At 72.0% G+C, this 15,046-nt stretch carries 15 protein-coding genes and 2 riboswitches; of the genes, 6 read left to right on the forward strand and 9 right to left on the reverse strand.

The features are described from left to right. Window positions 1-115: 115 nt before the first annotated feature. The 7 genes from HGG74_RS22175 to HGG74_RS17115 form a co-directional block, all read right to left on the reverse strand. Entirely contained in the window at window positions 116-1,348 is a 1,233-nt protein-coding gene (locus HGG74_RS22175; protein WP_312856886.1) for a molybdopterin molybdotransferase MoeA, read from the reverse strand. Further along, a complete protein-coding gene (locus HGG74_RS17090; protein ID WP_168488325.1) occupies window positions 1,345-1,632 on the reverse strand; it encodes a DUF6457 domain-containing protein in 288 nt (95 codons plus the stop codon). Before HGG74_RS17090 ends, HGG74_RS22175 begins: the two co-directional genes overlap by 4 nt. A 99-nt stretch (window positions 1,633-1,731) precedes the next feature. Then, window positions 1,732-2,412, reverse strand: coding sequence for a molybdenum cofactor guanylyltransferase (mobA, locus tag HGG74_RS17095; RefSeq protein ID WP_312856887.1), 681 nt, complete (start codon window positions 2,410-2,412; stop codon window positions 1,732-1,734). Continuing rightward, window positions 2,409-2,909: an HNH endonuclease gene (locus HGG74_RS17100; protein ID WP_168488329.1), complete on the reverse strand. Its 501-nt coding sequence runs from the start codon at window positions 2,907-2,909 to the stop codon at window positions 2,409-2,411. Before HGG74_RS17100 ends, mobA begins: the two co-directional genes overlap by 4 nt. 245 nt (window positions 2,910-3,154) lie before the next feature. Continuing rightward, window positions 3,155-3,922 carry a C40 family peptidase gene (locus HGG74_RS17105; RefSeq protein ID WP_168488331.1) on the reverse strand — a complete coding sequence of 256 codons (768 nt, stop codon included), beginning with the start codon at window positions 3,920-3,922 and terminating at the stop codon, window positions 3,155-3,157. A 5-nt stretch (window positions 3,923-3,927) separates the two neighbouring features. After that, window positions 3,928-4,100, reverse strand: a riboswitch (cyclic di-AMP (ydaO/yuaA leader). A gap of 134 nt (window positions 4,101-4,234) precedes the next feature. After that, entirely contained in the window at window positions 4,235-5,002 is a 768-nt protein-coding gene (locus HGG74_RS17110; RefSeq protein ID WP_246262989.1) for a M23 family metallopeptidase, read from the reverse strand. Window positions 5,003-5,006: 4 nt separating this feature from the next. After that, a riboswitch (cyclic di-AMP (ydaO/yuaA leader) is annotated at window positions 5,007-5,238 on the reverse strand. A 151-nt stretch (window positions 5,239-5,389) separates the two neighbouring features. Beyond that, on the reverse strand, window positions 5,390-6,085 hold the full coding sequence (locus tag HGG74_RS17115; RefSeq protein ID WP_168488332.1) for an iron-dependent transcriptional repressor DtxR: 696 nt from the start codon (window positions 6,083-6,085) through the stop codon (window positions 5,390-5,392). Window positions 6,086-6,377: 292 nt separating this feature from the next. On the opposite strand from HGG74_RS17115, the gene serC reads away from it, so the two are divergent. After that, window positions 6,378-7,511: a phosphoserine transaminase gene (serC, locus tag HGG74_RS17120; protein ID WP_168488334.1), complete on the forward strand. Its 1,134-nt coding sequence runs from the start codon at window positions 6,378-6,380 to the stop codon at window positions 7,509-7,511. A gap of 99 nt (window positions 7,512-7,610) precedes the next feature. On the opposite strand, the gene HGG74_RS17125 is transcribed toward serC, so the two are convergent. Next, complete coding sequence (locus HGG74_RS17125; RefSeq protein WP_168488336.1) at window positions 7,611-8,168, reverse strand: DUF3027 domain-containing protein; 558 nt, start codon at window positions 8,166-8,168, stop codon at window positions 7,611-7,613. Window positions 8,169-8,180: 12 nt separating this feature from the next. Next, complete coding sequence (locus HGG74_RS17130; protein ID WP_168488338.1) at window positions 8,181-8,564, reverse strand: cold-shock protein; 384 nt, start codon at window positions 8,562-8,564, stop codon at window positions 8,181-8,183. A 258-nt stretch (window positions 8,565-8,822) separates the two neighbouring features. Here HGG74_RS17130 and HGG74_RS17135 point away from each other — a divergent pair, with 258 nt between their 5' ends. The 5 genes from HGG74_RS17135 (at window position 8,823) to HGG74_RS17155 (ending at window position 15,044) form a co-directional block, all read left to right on the forward strand. Beyond that, the gene (locus tag HGG74_RS17135) at window positions 8,823-9,077 is read left to right on the forward strand and encodes a hypothetical protein (protein WP_205762094.1); all 255 of its coding nucleotides are present in this window, start codon (window positions 8,823-8,825) and stop codon (window positions 9,075-9,077) included. A 42-nt stretch (window positions 9,078-9,119) separates the two neighbouring features. Next, a complete protein-coding gene (locus HGG74_RS17140; protein ID WP_168488340.1) occupies window positions 9,120-11,660 on the forward strand; it encodes a helicase-associated domain-containing protein in 2,541 nt (846 codons plus the stop codon). Next, window positions 11,661-13,322: a DNA repair helicase XPB gene (locus HGG74_RS17145; protein ID WP_168488342.1), complete on the forward strand. Its 1,662-nt coding sequence runs from the start codon at window positions 11,661-11,663 to the stop codon at window positions 13,320-13,322. It abuts the gene before it with no gap. A 100-nt stretch (window positions 13,323-13,422) separates the two neighbouring features. Beyond that, the gene (locus HGG74_RS17150; protein WP_168488344.1) at window positions 13,423-14,253 is read left to right on the forward strand and encodes a class I SAM-dependent methyltransferase; all 831 of its coding nucleotides are present in this window, start codon (window positions 13,423-13,425) and stop codon (window positions 14,251-14,253) included. A gap of 80 nt (window positions 14,254-14,333) precedes the next feature. Further along, a complete protein-coding gene (locus HGG74_RS17155) occupies window positions 14,334-15,044 on the forward strand; it encodes a response regulator transcription factor (RefSeq protein WP_168488346.1) in 711 nt (236 codons plus the stop codon). Window positions 15,045-15,046 lie beyond the last annotated feature (2 nt).

A 15,046-nucleotide genomic window follows, 5' to 3' on the forward strand; every position in this document is an offset into this window, starting at 1 on the left:
CCCAGCTTCACCACCCGCCGACGCTGAACAACACGGCTCATGGCGTCCTCCTCACATAGGTTTAGGCCAGCTTAAGCCACGGCAGCGGCAGCCGGCGGTGCCTGCCCGGTCCGCGCTACCAGGGCAGCGGCAGCGTCCGCAGCCGGTCGCCGGCCGCGGCCCCTTCGGCCGGCACCACCGCCACGCCGTCGGCCCCGGCCAGCCCGCGCATCATGGCCGAGCCCACCCGCTCGGCCGGCACCGCACCGGCGGCGGTCAGGGCGTACGGAGTGAGCCGGTCGCGGCCGGCCAGCGGCGGCAGCCGGGTGCCCGCCGGCACACTGCCCAGCGGCGGCAGCGGCCGGCCATTGAACCCTGCCAGCAGCGGGGCGCCCAGGGTCAGCAGGGCCATGATGGCAGCCAGCGGGTTCCCGGGCAGGCCCACCAGCAGCCGGCCGTCGGGCAGCCGGGCGAGCAGGGCGGGATGTCCCGGCCGCATCCGGATGGACGGGACCAGGACCTCGGCGCCGAGTTCGGCCAGCACCGGGCGCAGCTGGTCAGCCTTCGAATGCCCGGTCCCGCCGGTGGTGACCACGACGTCGCCGCCGCAGCCGCGGACCGCCGCGAGCATGGTACCGAAGTCGTCGGGCAGCCGCGCCGGCTCCGCAGGCGTGCCGCCGAGCCGGGCGATTATGACCGGCAACGCCGGCCCGAAGGTGTCCCGCACCTGTCCCGGCGCCGGGATGCCTGCGGTGACCACTTCGTCCCCGGTCAGCAGCAGGGCCGCTTCGGGCCGGCGGGTGACCGGCAGCAGGTCGTGGCCGCAGACCGCCGCCATGGCCAGGTGCGCGGGGTTAAGCACGGTGCCGGCGGCGAGGACGGTTTCCCCGGCGCGGATCTCCTCCCCCGCCGGGCGGATGTGCCGGCCGGCCGGCGGTTCCCCCGGGGCGACACCGGGGGCGAGCGACAGGCTGCCGCCGTGCACGGTACCGTATTCGCTGCGCAGCACTGCTGCCGCACCGGCAGGCATCAGTCCGCCGGTGACCACGGGCACCGCCTGGCCTTCAGCCAGCGGGCCGCCCGGGCCGGCCAGCTGCCAGGGCCCGGTACCGGCCACGGCCCAGCCGTCCATGGCGGAGGAGGCATAGTGCGGGACCGGGATCTTCGCGGCCACGTCCGCGGCCAGCGTCAGCCCCGCGCAGGCCGGCAGCGGCAGGAACGACGGCGCGGCGCCGGCAGACTCTGCCGTGCCGGCCGCGTGCGCGATGCTGCGGGCCTCGTCCCAGGCGGCGCCGTCGTCGTGGCCATGGCCGTGTCCGGGCGCGTGCCGGCGGTCCCGGCCCCCGGCCTGCCGGAGCGGGGCGCTCACGCCTGCGGGGTTCCGGGTGCCGGACGGCGGCGGACGACCTCTTCGGCCACGCGCGAGGCTGCACGCATGGCCGCCTCCGGGCTGGCCTGGCCGGTGGCAGCGGCCAGGCCGGCGGCGTAGCCGACAATGAACGTGGTCACCGGCGCGGCCGGCCGGACCACCCCGTGGGCTGCCACCCCGGCCAGGCCGAGCACGGCATCAATGTCCACGGGCGTGTCCTCGATCTCCAGGGCGGTCAACAGCTCGGTCACGAAGGGGGGCAGGATCTGGTCTGCAGCGGCCACTATTGCTCTCCGATTTTCTCCCGCGGGCGCCGGGGTCCGGTGCCGGGGTCCAGCATGGTGCATCCGCCAGGTCCGGTCCCTGGCGCGTCGTAGCCTAGGCTACGGGGCGGGCCGGACTATGCCAAAGCGGCCGGCGTCCTCCCAGGTGTCCACGTCCTCGGTGGCGGCCGCGGGCAGGGGCACGGGCACCGCTGCCAGCGGGGCCAGCAGCTTGCGTGCCGGCAGCCCGGCAGTACCCCCGGTCCGGAAGGCAGCGGCGACTGCGGCTTCCAGCGCCTCGCTGCGCGCGCAGCAGGCCAGCGGCTGTTCCCGCCCTGCAGCATCCACCGGCACCCACAGGTCGGCACCGGGGTGGCTGCGTACGGCGGCCAGCAGGCGCGGGACCAGCTCCGCCAGGCGCGGCATGTCGCACGCCAGCAGCAGCGTCAGCGGTGCCCGGACACTGCCAGCCGCGAGGTCCGCCCCGGAGACCGGCGCCGATGCCTGCGTGGCCAGGGCGGCGGTGCCGGCGGCGATGCCGGCCGCCGGACCGGCAAACGGCGGGTCCTCGCGGGTGAGCAGGACGCGCCCGGTCCGGGCCTGGCCGGCCAGCACGGCCGAGAGCTCCGGCGGGCCGACGACGGCAATCCGGCGTGCGCCGGCCAGCGCATCGAGGGTACGGTGCAGCAGCGTCCTACCCTCGAATTGCAGCAGCGCCTTGGGGACGCCGCCCAGCCGGGAGGACCGCCCGCCGGCCAGCACCACGGCGTCGTAGCCGTCCGGTCCCTGGGAACCGGTCACGCCGCCGAGCCGCTGTCGAGGAATTCGCTCCATGCCGGGGCGGGGCGGTCCAGTTCGCGGATCCGCCAGTAGGTACCGCGCGGCGGCTTGGGTGTGAAGCGCAGCTGCCAGCCCATCTGGGCCAGCGTGCGGTCCCCCTTGGCGTTGTTGCAGCGCAGGCAGCAGGCCACCAGGTTCTCCCAGGTATCCTCGCCGCCGCGCGAGCGGGGCCGGACATGGTCCACCGTCGTGGCCGTCTTGCCGCAGTAGGCGCAGACATGGTTGTCCCGGCGCAGCACGCCGCGGCGGGTCACCGCTGTCTCCTGCCGGTAGGGGATCTTGATGTAGTGGTTGAGCAGGATCACCGAGGGCCTGCCCAGGATGTCGTTGGGTCCGATGACGGGATCCCCGTCCTCAGCGATGACGCTTGCCTTGCCGGCAAGCACAAGCAGCAGCGCCCGGCGGAAGGTGACCACCGCCAGTGGCTCGTATCCAGCGTTCAGGACGAGTGTGCGCATGCACATTCCTCTTCGTCTGGCCATGCCGGAGCCCACGTGGATCGCAGGTCCGGACAATGGCTAGTTCGGACTGACAGAGCCAGACTAATTCCCCACGGGCCCGCTGCGCCATCATCCGGCCGGAGACGGCCGCCGGCACGCACTTCCTGGACCGCTCACGGGCCTTCTTTAACGGAATTTAACGCTTCAGGGGCCCGCACCCCGGTCCGGGATGCGGGCCCCTGAAGCGTGCAGGAGCGCGTTGGTCAGCGCGAGGGCCGGATGAAGACCGGGCCGGAGCCGATGTAGGCCTTGCCCAGCACGGTGGTGTAGCCGGTCCAGCCGCCGTGGATGGCCTGGCCGTTGCCCACGTAGATGGCGATGTGCGGCACACCGGCGCCGGCGTTGTCGTAGTAGATCAGGTCGCCCGGCTGCGGGGTGGACACCTGGGTGCCGTAGGCGAAGAACTGGGCCGGGGCCAGATCGCCCACGGAGAAGCCGACCGAACGCAGGACGTTCTCGACCATGGCGGTGCAGTCCTGGGAGATGCCGATCTGGCCGTAGGCGGCGGCCACGATGGAGGAGCCGAGGCCGCTGGCGGCAGCAGCCTTGGGCTCGGCCTCGGGGACCGAGGAGGCCTGGACGTTGGCGTCGTCGCCGGCCTGGGAAGCCTCGGCCTGGACGGCCTGCCCGGCGGGAGCCTGGACCTCGGCGGCGGCCTCGGCCACCGGCTCGGGAGCGGGGGTGGAGGTAACGCCGGCGCGCTCGAAGGTGAGCTTGACGTTGGAAGCCTTGACGGTCTCGACCTGGACCCGGGTGGGGGCCGACGCCGCCTGGACGGAAGCATCGCGCTCAACGCCACCGGCCTGCGCGGGAACAGCGGCGGTCAGGACCAGCCCGGTAGCGGCGGCGATGACGGCGGCCTGGCGGCCAACGGACCCGGCGCTGGAGGAGACAGCCTTGGACACGGTCTCCAGCGGGTTGGTGTGGACAGGGGTCGCGCGGTGGCGGCCCGCAGTGGTGCTCTTGGACACGGCTGATTACCTCTCCCTATGCCTGCGAGGTGAGCTGTCGGGTTCGGGTGGGAGTCACCCGGCCGCAGGTCCGGCCCGGAAAGTTCCGGTGGTTCCTGGCGGCTTAACCCCTAGGGCTTGAAGGGAAGCCCGGTAAGTGGGTCCCCCGCCTCTGCCATGCGTTGTGCGAACGGACTCCGGGTAGTGGCAGAGCTCGGCAATCCACCCGAAGGTGCCAGGCCCATCTCGGCCTGGCACGAGTTAGACGGTATACGATTTTTTCCCGCAAGTCACATTCAGATCACGGAACGGCGTGTCTTTGGTAACGGCGGTTCAGAGCCAGGCCTTCGGGTCCACCATTTTGCCCTCGACAACCACCTCGAAGTGCAGGTGGCAGCCGGTGGAGTTGCCGGTGGTGCCGCTCTGGGCGACCAGGGCTCCGCGCTCGACCTTGGCCCCCTGCCGGGTGCTCACGCTGGCCAGGTGGTTGTAGGTGGTCTCCAGGCCGTTGCCGTGGTCGATGACCACGCGGTTGCCGTACATGTCCACCCAGCCGGCGCTCTTGACCGTGCCGCCGGCCGACGCATACACGGGGGTGCCGCAGGGTGCGCCGTAGTCCTGGCCGGTGTGCATTTCGCCGGCCGCCCCGGTCACCGGGTTGATCCGGATGCCGAACGGGGAGGTCATCTTCATGTCGGTCATTGGCTGGGACAGAGTCCCCTTGCTGCTGGTTGCCGTGACCTCGTTGCCGGAGGACACCATAATCTGCTCCAGCTTCGCGTCCGGGTCGAAGTCGCTGGTGAGCCCGGAACGCTGGTAATCCACCTTGACTTCGGCCGCCGCCGTGACGGCCGCCGAGGGGACGGCGGCGGTTACGGCGTCGCCGGAAGCACCCGCCGTCGTCGGCAGCACGACCGTCAGGGCCATGCCGGAGACTGCCGCCGTCAGGGCTGCCTTGTGGCCCAGGTCGCGGGCGGCCGCGGCCAGCGGGGACCGGGCCGGTTCGGCCGCGCGGCGGCGGCCCGGCTGGCCGGTGCGCGGCCGCGCGTTGGCTGCCGGGGCGGTTGAACGGCGCCGCCCCGTGGCTTTCTCTTGTGCCAAGAATCTTCCCTCTCCTGCGCGCCTGCGAAGTTAGCTGTCGGATTCGGGTCAGAAGAAATACCCGGCCGCGCCCATGCGCCATCGGCCCTGAAGAAGGGATCTTCGTGGCAACCGATGCCGTACCGGCGCGGCTTCACCCCAAGGCAGCTCAACAACGCTGCTGCCGTCCCTGGGTCCTCCGCCCCTGCCACCACGGAACCTGTCGTTCCGCTGGCAGGGTTCGGCTGCGGAACAGGTAACGCCAATGTCTCGGCGCCGGATCCAACTATAGGGGCAGTTGGTGAAACGGTAATAATCCCGTTATCCAGCGGTGTGTCCGGGGGCGTGCGGGCATGGCGGAGCGCCGTCCGGGAGAAGCTTCCCGGACGGCGGACAGGCCGGAACGGGTCAGTCGAGGGTGACGAAAATGTGCGCGGCCACCTCGGGCGGCAGCTCCAGGGCGCCTTCGACGCCGGGAACCCGGACGGAAATGTATTCGCCCACGGCTTCGAGCGTCAGCTCGGCCCCGGGCTTCAGCCCGCCCTCCTCCAGCTGCTGCAGCAGTTCGGGTTCGACCTGGATCGGCTCGGCGAGCCGGGCGAGGGCCACCTTCTGCCCCGGCTCGTACCGCTTCATGGCTTCCGTGAGATTCACCACACCTTCGCCGAAGCCTGCCGCCGGCCGGCCGCCGAGGGCTTCGAGACCGGGAATCGGATTGCCGTACGGGGACACATCCGGCTTGCCCAGCAGTTCGAAGAGGCGCTGTTCAACCCGCTCGCTCATCACGTGCTCCCAGCGGCAGGCCTCGTCATGGACATAGGCCCAGTCCAGCCCGATCACATCCGACAGCAGCCGCTCGGCCAGCCGGTGCTTGCGCATCACCTCGGTGGCCCGGCGTCGGCCGTGCTCGGTCAGTTCCAGGTGCCGGTCCCCGGTGACCACCACCAGCCCGTCGCGTTCCATCCTGCCGATCGTCTGGGACACGGTGGGCCCGGAGTGGCGCAGGCGCTCGGCAATCCGTGCCCGCAGCGCGACGATGTTCTCCTCTTCCAGCTCGAGGATGGTACGCAGGTACATCTCGGTGGTGTCGATGAGGTCGGTCACGGAATCCTTACTCCTTGGTCCTGGCCCACCGGCGCACCGCCGGCGGCGGAAACCTGGTGGCTCGGGGCGGGCAGTGCCCCCTTCCCAAGCCTAGCCGCTCGGCGCAGACGGCGCGGAATCGCCCCGGCGGACCGGCGTCCGGACCCGGGGCGGAACCGGCTGCCGCCCCGTCACCGACTAACGGCCCCGGCGGCAACTAAGGCAGAATTGGCGGTGGTTCGACGGCGGGTCAGCGCGTCGGACCACCGCACCGATCCCCGAGCCAGCAGCTCCCCAGTCAGGAAGAGTCACCATGAGCGAGCCCCAGTCCATCAGCATCCCTGCCGACCTGCTGCCCGCGGATGGCCGTTTCGGCGCCGGCCCGTCCAAAGTCCGGCCGGAGCAGATCGATGCCCTCGTCGCCGCGGGCCGGAACCTGCTGGGCACCTCCCACCGGCAGGCTCCGGTGAAGAACCTCGTGGGCAGCGTGCGCGAGGGGCTGCAGGAGTTCTTCAAGGCCCCCGAAGGCTACGAGGTCATCCTTGGCGTCGGCGGCTCCACTGCCTTCTGGGACGTGGCCACCTTCGGGCTGGTCGAGCGCAAGGCCCAGCACCTGTCCTTCGGCGAGTTCAGCTCCAAGTTCGCCAAGGCCACCAACAACGCCCCGTTCCTGGCGGAGTCCACCATCATTAAGGCCGAGACGGGCAGCCGCCCGGACCCGCGGGCCGAGGCCGGCGTCGACGCCTACGCCTGGGCGCAGAACGAGACCTCCACCGGCGTCGCCGCCCCGGTCAAGCGGGTGGCCGGGGCCGACGAGGGCGCGCTGCTGCTGATCGACGCGACCTCCGCCGCCGGCGGTCTGGACGTGGACCTGGCCGAGGCCGATGTCTACTACTTCGCCCCGCAGAAGAACTTCGCTTCCGACGGCGGCCTGTGGCTGGGCATGTTCTCCCCCGCCGCGCTCGAGCGTGCCGGCCGGATCGCCGCCACCGACCGGTGGATCCCGGACTTCCTGAACCTGCAGACCGCGATCGACAACTCGCTGAAGAACCAGACCTACAACACCCCGGCGCTGGCAACCCTGGTCACCCTGAACAACCAGATCGAATGGCTCAACGCCAACGGCGGCCTGGACTTCGCCGCCAAGCGCACCGCGGATTCCGCCGGCCGGGTCTACAGCTGGGCCGAGGCCTCCGAGGTGGCCTTCCCGTACGTGGCCAACCCGGAGCACCGCTCCAACGTCATCGCCACCATCGACTTCGACGAGTCGGTGGACGCCGCCGCGGTGGCGAAGGCGCTGCGCGCCAACGGCATCGTGGACGTCGAGCCGTACCGCAAGCTCGGCCGCAACCAGCTGCGCATCGCCACCTTCGTGGCCATCGAGCCCGAGGACGTCAGCGCGCTGCTGGCCTGCATCGACTACGTGCTCGGCCAGCTCAAGGGCTGACCCGGCCAAACCGAAGGGCCCCGTCCCGGCCGCTGGCCGGGACGGGGCCCTTCGTGCTTAAGCTGTCTGTTCGAGCGGTTGGTGCGATGGCCAGGCCGTTCAGGACGATGCCGGGACGCTGCCTTCCGGAGCCCCCTCCTCCGCGGAAGCATCCGACGCCGCATCCTCCGGCGCACCGTCTTCGTCCATAGCGCCGTCCGCAGCGCCGTCGCCGGCGGCTGCGTCCGTTTCCTCCGCTGCCCCGGACCCGTCCTCCGGGACGTCCGGCTGGGGCACGTCCTCCGGGCGGACCCGGTCCGCCCACGGTACCCACTCCGGCGCCAGCAGGGCCTCGTCCGAGGGCAGCAGGCCTACCTCACAGACAGTGGCCACCTTGCCGCGCGGGACCCGGGCCACGGTGGCGAACCAGTGCCAGCCACGGTAGCCGGCCAGCTTGGCCTCGAAGCGGTGCAGCACCAGCCGCTCGCCCTCCGCCGACGCACCTACATGGGCGCCGACCTGCTCGGCCGGGGCAATGGTGAGCACACCTGCGCGGGCGCTGTCCACGGCCGCGGCCAGCACGGCATCCAGCTTCAGCGCCCGGCGGACGGCCGGACGGCCCGCTGCACGCCGCTGTGCCGGAGCCGGGGCTTCCTTTGCGGTGGGATTCTCAGCCATGGATCCTCCGGCCTAGGCGTCCAGGTCGTCGGCCACCCGCCGCAGCACGGCGGCCACCTTGGCGGCATGGGACTTGTCCGGGTAGCGGCCTTTGCGCAGCCCGTTGGAAATAGCGTCCAGGAGCTTGATCAGGTCCTCGATAATGACCGCCATGTCCTCGGCGGGCTTGCGTGTGGCCCGGACAATGGACGGGGCCGCCTCGAGGATCCGCACCGACAGCGCCTGGGCGCCCCGCTTGCCGGCGGCGATGCCAAACTCCATCCGTGTCCCGGACTTGACCTCCCGTACGCCTGCGGGCAGGGCGGACGCGTGCAGGAACACTTCCTGTCCGTCGTCCGTCGCCAGGAACCCGAATCCCTTGTCCGCGTCGAACCACTTAACCTTGCCGATGGGCACTTCTTTTACCTCGTTCTACAGTTTCTGCAGTTCCCAAGTCCTGCATGCCATTACGTGATGTGCGCCGGTTCCCATGTGTCGTCCCGTCCGGGAGCCTGTGCGGTTCCGCCGGCGCGTCACCCATCCGCCCCCGCCGCTGCCGGCAGCCCGGGGGCGCCCCCGGGCGGGGAAGTCCGTATCTAGAGTAGCCTGTCCTGCCCGGCACCGGACCGTGCCGGGCGCTTTGCCGCCTGGTTGTCCGCTGTTAGCGTTATTGCCATGCCCGGCATCGACCCCTCGTCCCGCCCTGCCCAGCTTCCGGACTCCTCCCCCGCCACTGCCGCTGCCGCCGTCGCCGCGGTGGTGCTCTGCGCGGCCGGCCTGCTGAGCCTGGCCGCCATCCTCGCCGGTGCCTGGGCCGGCACAGGGGCCTGGACCGGATTCGCGTGGATCGCCTTCGGCTGCCTGCCGGCGGCCTTTGTGCTGATGCTCGGCCTCGTGGTGCGCAGCATCCGGCGCCGCCGCTCGCTTTAAGGGGCCCGCCGGGGCCTGTCCCGAGGGAGTACCGTTAATCCGATGTCCTCCATCCGTGCCTTGGCCGGCGAGCTGGCCGCCCGCACCGACCGGCAACTGCGGGCGCTGCTGGGCGCCCGGCCCGACCTCTGCCATCCCCCGGTGCCGGACTTCCCCGCCCTGGCGGCCCGGGCCTGCACCCGGATCAGCCTCCAGCGCGCCTTGGAGAACCTCTCCCGGCCCCGCCTCGACGTGCTGGAGGCGGTGGTCCTGTCCGCCGACGCCGACGCCGGCACCGCCGCGGACGCCGCCGTGCTGGCGCCGCTGCTGCGCCCTGCCCCCGATGCTGCCCAGGCTGTGGGGACCGCCGGCCTCGAAGAGCTGGAAGAGCATCTGGCCGGACTGCACGCGCTGGCCCTGCTGGTGCGCGCGCCGCAGGGCAGCGGCGCGGCCCGGAGCGCGGCCTACCTGCCGGTGGCCAACCTCGAGGAGGTGCTCGGCCCCTACCCTGCCGGGCTGGGCCGGCCCTACCATGTCCTGGCCGCGGCCAACCCCGACACGGCGGCCCGGCTGGCCGCAGCCACCGAGGCGCTGCACCAGGCCGGCTACCCGGTGGCCCCGGCCGCCGGCGGCGCCGACGCCGCTGCCGAACTGGAACGCTGGCTCGCGGACGGCCGGACCTGGCCGGCACTGCTGGCCGAAGCCCCGGAGGCCACCGCCGGGCTGCTGCAGCGGTTCCGGCACTCGCCGGTCGGGGCGGTGCCCCGGGCCGGCAGGATGCCCCGGATCGGCGGCCGCGACGCCACCCCGGTGGACTGGCTGCTCGCCCGCGGCCTGCTGGTGCCGCTGGACGCGGCCCACGTTGAACTGCCCCGCAGCGTCGGCCTGGCCGCCCGGCAGGGCGCCGTCGCCGACCCCTGGCTGACCGCGCCGCCGCTGCCGGCCGCTCCGAAGGCCGTGCGGCATGCCATCCGGGACAATGCGGCCTTGTCTGCCGTGGCCGAAACCCTGCGCCTGCTGGCCCAGCTGCTGGCGCAGGTACGCCTGGCGCCGGTGGCCACCCTGCGGGCCGGCGGCGTGGGCGTGCGTGAAGCCCGGCGGCTGGCCGAGGCGCTGCGCACGGACACCGACGACGTCGGCTGGCTGCTTGAGCTGGCCGCGGGCGCCGGGCTGATCCGGCTGGACGTGGACACCTCCCGGTGGGCCGCCGGTCCCGAGGCCGACGCCTTCGAGGCCCAGCCGAGGCACCTGCAGTGGCAGCTGCTGGTGACGGCCTGGCTGGCGCTGGACCGCGCGCCGGCGCTGGTGGGCGAGGAACTGCCCGCCGGCGGCAGCATCAACCCGCTCGCCGCCGGAGCCTCCCGCCCGGACGCGCCGGCCGTCCGCCGCCGGCTGCTGGCAGCGCTCGCACAGCTGCAGGAAGCCGCCGGCACCGGCCTGCCCGAGGGCACCAGCGCCGCGCCGTCGGCCGCCGAGACGGCGGCATTCCTGACCTGGCACCAGCCCCGGCTGCAGCGGCGCTTCGACCGCCTGGTACCGGGCATCCTGGCCGAGGCGGCCCGGCTGGGCCTGACCGGTTCCGGAGCCCTGACCGATCTCGGCGCGGCGGTGGCTGCCGGCCGGGCGGAGGAGGCGGCAGCGGTGCTCGAGCGCGAACTGCCGGCGCCGCTGACCCACTTCGTGCTGCAGGCGGACCTGACCGCCGTCGCCCCCGGTTACCTGGAACCGGAGGTGGCCCGGGAACTGGCGCTGCTCTCCGACGCCGAGGGCCACGGCCCCGCCGCCGTCTACCGCTTCTCCGCCGCCTCGATCCGCCGGGCGCTGGACAGCGGCCGGGACGGCGCCGGGATCCTGGCCTTCCTCGGCCGGCATGCGGCCACCGAGGTGCCGCAGCCGCTGCGCTACCTGGTGGAGGACACGGCCGCCCGCCACGGGACGGTGCGGGCCGGGGCGGCCGGATCGTACCTGCGCAGCGACGACGAGCCGGCGCTCGAGCAGCTGCTGGCCGATCCGCGCACCGCCGTGCTGGGACTGCGGCAGCTGGCCCCCACGGTGCTCGTCTCCACCGCCGGTACCCGGGAACTGCTGCAGACCCTGCGCGGCCTGGGCTACGCCGCTGCCCCGGAGCTGCCCGAGGGCGCCGGCGCGGCGGCCGGCGCAGGTGCCTCCGGCGCAGCCCTGTCCGGCACAGCCCTGTCCGCCGGCGCCGGCGCCGGCACTGGCCCGGCGCCGCCGTCGTTCGCGGTGCGGATGAACCCCTGGGAATTGACCGAGGAGGACCTGGACCGCCAACTGGCCCGGCTGCGCAGCTCGGCAGCGCCGGGCACAGCAGCGGGTCCGGCAGGTGCCGGGGCGGACGGCACGCAGCCGGACGGCACGGAGGCCGGGCCGCTGCTGGGACTGGAAACCCTGCGCACGGCTATCCGCCTGAAGCGGCCGGTGCGGATCGGCATCGTGGATCCCGGCGGGGACGAGCGCCGCGAGGTGCTGCTGCCGCTGTCGGTCGGCGGCGGCCGGGTCCGTGTCTACGACCCGGAACGGGAAACCGAACGGGTGGTCCCCATCCACCGCGTGATGGACGTCGAATTAGTGGAAGGCAACTGAATGTCCAACGGACCCCTGATTGTCCAGAGCGACAAGACCATCCTGCTGGAGGTGGACCACGAGCAGGCCACCGAGGCCCGGCACGCCATCGCCGCCTTCGCCGAACTGGAGCGCGCCCCGGAGCACATGCACTCCTACCGGATCACTCCGCTGGGGCTGTGGAACGCGCGGGCCGCCGGGCTCGACGCCGAGCAGGTGCTGGACACGCTGCTGCGCTACTCCCGGTTCCCGGTGCCGCATGCGCTGCTGGTCGACATTGAAGAGACCATGTCGCGCTACGGCCGGCTGCGGCTGGAGAAGGACCCGCAGCACGGGCTGGTGCTGCGCACCAGCGACTACCCGGTGCTCGAGGAGGTGATGCACGCGAAGAAGGTCAAGCCGCTGCTGGGCCCGCGGATCGACGCCGAAACCACCGTGGTGCATTCGGCCCAGCGCGGGGCGCTCAAGCAGCTGCTGCTCAAGCTCGGCTGGCCGGCCGAGGACCTGGCCGGGTACGTGGACGGCACCCCGCATCCGATTGCGCTGACCGAATCCTCCGGCAAGGATCCTGCCGGCTGGCAGCTGCGGCCCTACCAGAAGGTGGCCGCGGAGAACTTCTGGGCCGGCGGGTCCGGCGTCGTCGTGCTGCCCTGCGGCGCGGGCAAGACACTGGTGGGCGCCGCGGCGATGGCGACCAGCAGCACGACCACGCTCATCCTGGTCACCAACACCGTGTCCGCACGGCAGTGGAAGGACGAGCTGCTGCGGCGCACCACGCTCACCGCCGGCGAGGTCGGCGAGTATTCCGGTGCGCTCAAGGAGGTCCGGCCGGTCACCATCGCCACCTACCAGGTGCTCACCATGCGCCGCGGCGGGCTGTACCCGCACCTGGAACTGCTCAACGGGCATGACTGGGGGCTGATCATCTACGACGAGGTGCACCTGCTGCCCGCGCCGATCTTCCGGATGACCGCGGACCTGCAGGCCCGCCGCCGGCTGGGGCTGACGGCCACCCTGGTGCGCGAGGACGGGCGCGAGGGCGAGGTCTTCTCGCTGATCGGCCCGAAGCGCTACGACGCGCCGTGGAAGGACATCGAGGCCCAGGGCTATATCGCGCCGGCGGACTGCGTGGAGGTGCGGGTGGACCTGCCGCGGGACGAGCGCGTGGCGTACGCAATGGCCGACGACGCCGACAAGTACCGGCTGTGCGCGGCCTCCGAAACGAAGTCCGCAGTGGTGGAGCAGCTGGCCGCCCGGCACGCCGGCGAGCAGCTGCTGGTGATCGGCCAGTACATCGACCAGCTGGACGAGCTGGCCGCCCGGCTGCAGGCACCGGTGATCAAGGGTGACACCTCGGTCAGGGAACGCCAGCGGCTCTTCGGCGAATTCCGCAGCGGCGCCCTGCAGACGCTGGTGGTCTCCAAGGTGGCCAATTTCTCCATCGACCTGCCCGAAGCGTCCGTGGCCATCCAGGTCTCCGGCTCCTTCGGGTCCCGGCAGGAAGAGGCCCAACGGCTGGGCCGGCTGCTGCGGCCCAAGGCGGACGGACGCGCAGCCCGGTTCTACACCGTGGTGGCCCGGGACACGCTGGACCAGGACTACGCCGCCAAGCGCCAGCGGTTCCTGGCCGAGCAGGGCTATGCCTACACCATTCTGGACGCCAAGGACGCCGGCAAGGCCTGAGGCCGATGCCCGGGACTGCGGTGCTGCTGCCGTCCGGCACCGGTCCGGAGCTGCAGTGCGGGAGTAGGATGGCCTTATCCCGACGCCCCCGGAGGCCAGCATGGACGTCGAAGCCGCCGTCGCCCGCCACTACGGGAATCCGCAGCTGGAACGGATCATCCTGGACCGGCTGCGGGCAGTCGGCTACGACCCGGACCGGCTGGAGGCTGCGGACCTCGAGGCGCTGGACCATTTCCACATTGGCGGCGCCGATGCCACCCGGGAGCTGGCCCGCGCCGCAGGCATCCGGCCCGGCGCCAAGGTCCTCGATGTTGGTTCGGGCATCGGCGGACCGGCCCGGATGTTCGCCGGTGAGTTCGGGGCCACCGTGCACGGACTGGACCTGACGCCGTCCTTTGTCCAGGTGGCCGTCTCGCTTACCCGCCGCACGAGGCAGTCCCACAGGGTGTCGTTCAGCATCGGCAGCGCGCTGCGCCCGGGCTTCGGGGCTGCGGAGTTCGATGTGGCCATGCTGCTGCACGTAGGCATGAACATCGCGGACAAGGACAGCCTGTTCGCCCAGCTCCACCGGGTGCTCAAGCCCGGGGGCCGGCTGGTGGTCTACGACATCATGCGGACCGGCGACGGCGCCATCCACTACCCCATGCCCTGGGCATCGCATGCGCGCACCAGCTTCGTCGGCACGGCCGGCGAGTACCTGGCAGCCTTGGCGGCGGCCGGCTTCGCCGTCCGGTCCGAACGTAACCGCCACGGTCTTGCCGCAGCCGCGCTGGAGCGGGTGCTGGAACGGATGGACGAGGGCGGCGGGCATCCCCTGGGGCCGCAGCTGGTGATCGGCCCGGAAGCCCCGCGCCGGCTGGGCAACCTGATGAACGCCGTCAGGCGAGGCGTGCTGGCGCCGGTCGAAATCCTGGCCGACCGGGAGGACTGAAGCCTGCCTCAAGCTCGCTGTAGGGTAGCTCCCAACCTGCTTTCAGAAAATTCCCAGAATCTGAGAGGAAACTTGGACCCGTGAAGAAGACCGGACCCGAAGCGAAACTGCTGGTAGTAGACGACGAGCCGAACATCCGCGAGCTGCTGTCGACCTCCCTGCGGTTTGCCGGGTTCGACGTCGTCGCCGCGGCCAACGGCCGCGAGGCCCTGGCCGCGGCCGAAACCCACAACCCGGACCTGGCCGTGCTGGACGTGATGCTTCCGGACATGGACGGGTTCACCGTCACCCGGCGGCTGCGGGCCGCGGGCCGGCACTTCCCGGTGGTGTTCCTCACCGCCCGCGACGATACCGAGGACAAGGTCACCGGCCTGACCGTGGGCGGGGACGACTACGTGACCAAGCCGTTCAGCCTGGACGAAGTGGTGGCCCGGATCCGTGCGGTGCTGCGCCGCACCCAGCCGCTGGTCGAGGACGACGCGGTGATCCAGGTGGACGACCTGGAACTGGACGATGACGCCCACGAAGTGCGCCGCAACGGGCAGGTCATCGACCTCTCCCCCACCGAATTCAAGCTGCTGCGCTACCTGATGCTCAATCCCAACCGTGTGCTCTCCAAGGCCCAGATCCTGGACCACGTCTGGGAGTACGACTTTAACGGCGACGCCTCCATCGTCGAGTCCTACATTTCCTACCTGCGGCGCAAGATCGATGCGAATCCCGACCTTCCCGCCCTGATCCAGACCAAGCGGGGTGTCGGGTACCTGCTGCGCTCCTCCGAGAGACGCTGACC

It is taken from the genome of Arthrobacter mobilis, assembly GCF_012395835.1.
In the GTDB taxonomy this organism is placed as follows: domain Bacteria; phylum Actinomycetota; class Actinomycetes; order Actinomycetales; family Micrococcaceae; genus Crystallibacter; species Crystallibacter mobilis.

What these genes read in the sequence shown, in the direction of transcription:
- HGG74_RS17100 (WP_168488329.1), bottom strand. Translation starts at nt 2,909, where the DNA reads ATGCGCACACTCGTCCTGAACGCTGGATACGAGCCACTGGCGGTGGTC.
- serC (WP_168488334.1), top strand. Translation starts at nt 6,378, where the DNA reads ATGAGCGAGCCCCAGTCCATCAGCATCCCTGCCGACCTGCTGCCCGCG.
- HGG74_RS17125 (WP_168488336.1), bottom strand. Translation starts at nt 8,168, where the DNA reads ATGGCTGAGAATCCCACCGCAAAGGAAGCCCCGGCTCCGGCACAGCGG.
- HGG74_RS17135 (WP_205762094.1), top strand. Translation starts at nt 8,823, where the DNA reads ATGCCCGGCATCGACCCCTCGTCCCGCCCTGCCCAGCTTCCGGACTCC.
- HGG74_RS17140 (WP_168488340.1), top strand. Translation starts at nt 9,120, where the DNA reads ATGTCCTCCATCCGTGCCTTGGCCGGCGAGCTGGCCGCCCGCACCGAC.
- HGG74_RS17145 (WP_168488342.1), top strand. Translation starts at nt 11,661, where the DNA reads ATGTCCAACGGACCCCTGATTGTCCAGAGCGACAAGACCATCCTGCTG.
- HGG74_RS17150 (WP_168488344.1), top strand. Translation starts at nt 13,423, where the DNA reads ATGGACGTCGAAGCCGCCGTCGCCCGCCACTACGGGAATCCGCAGCTG.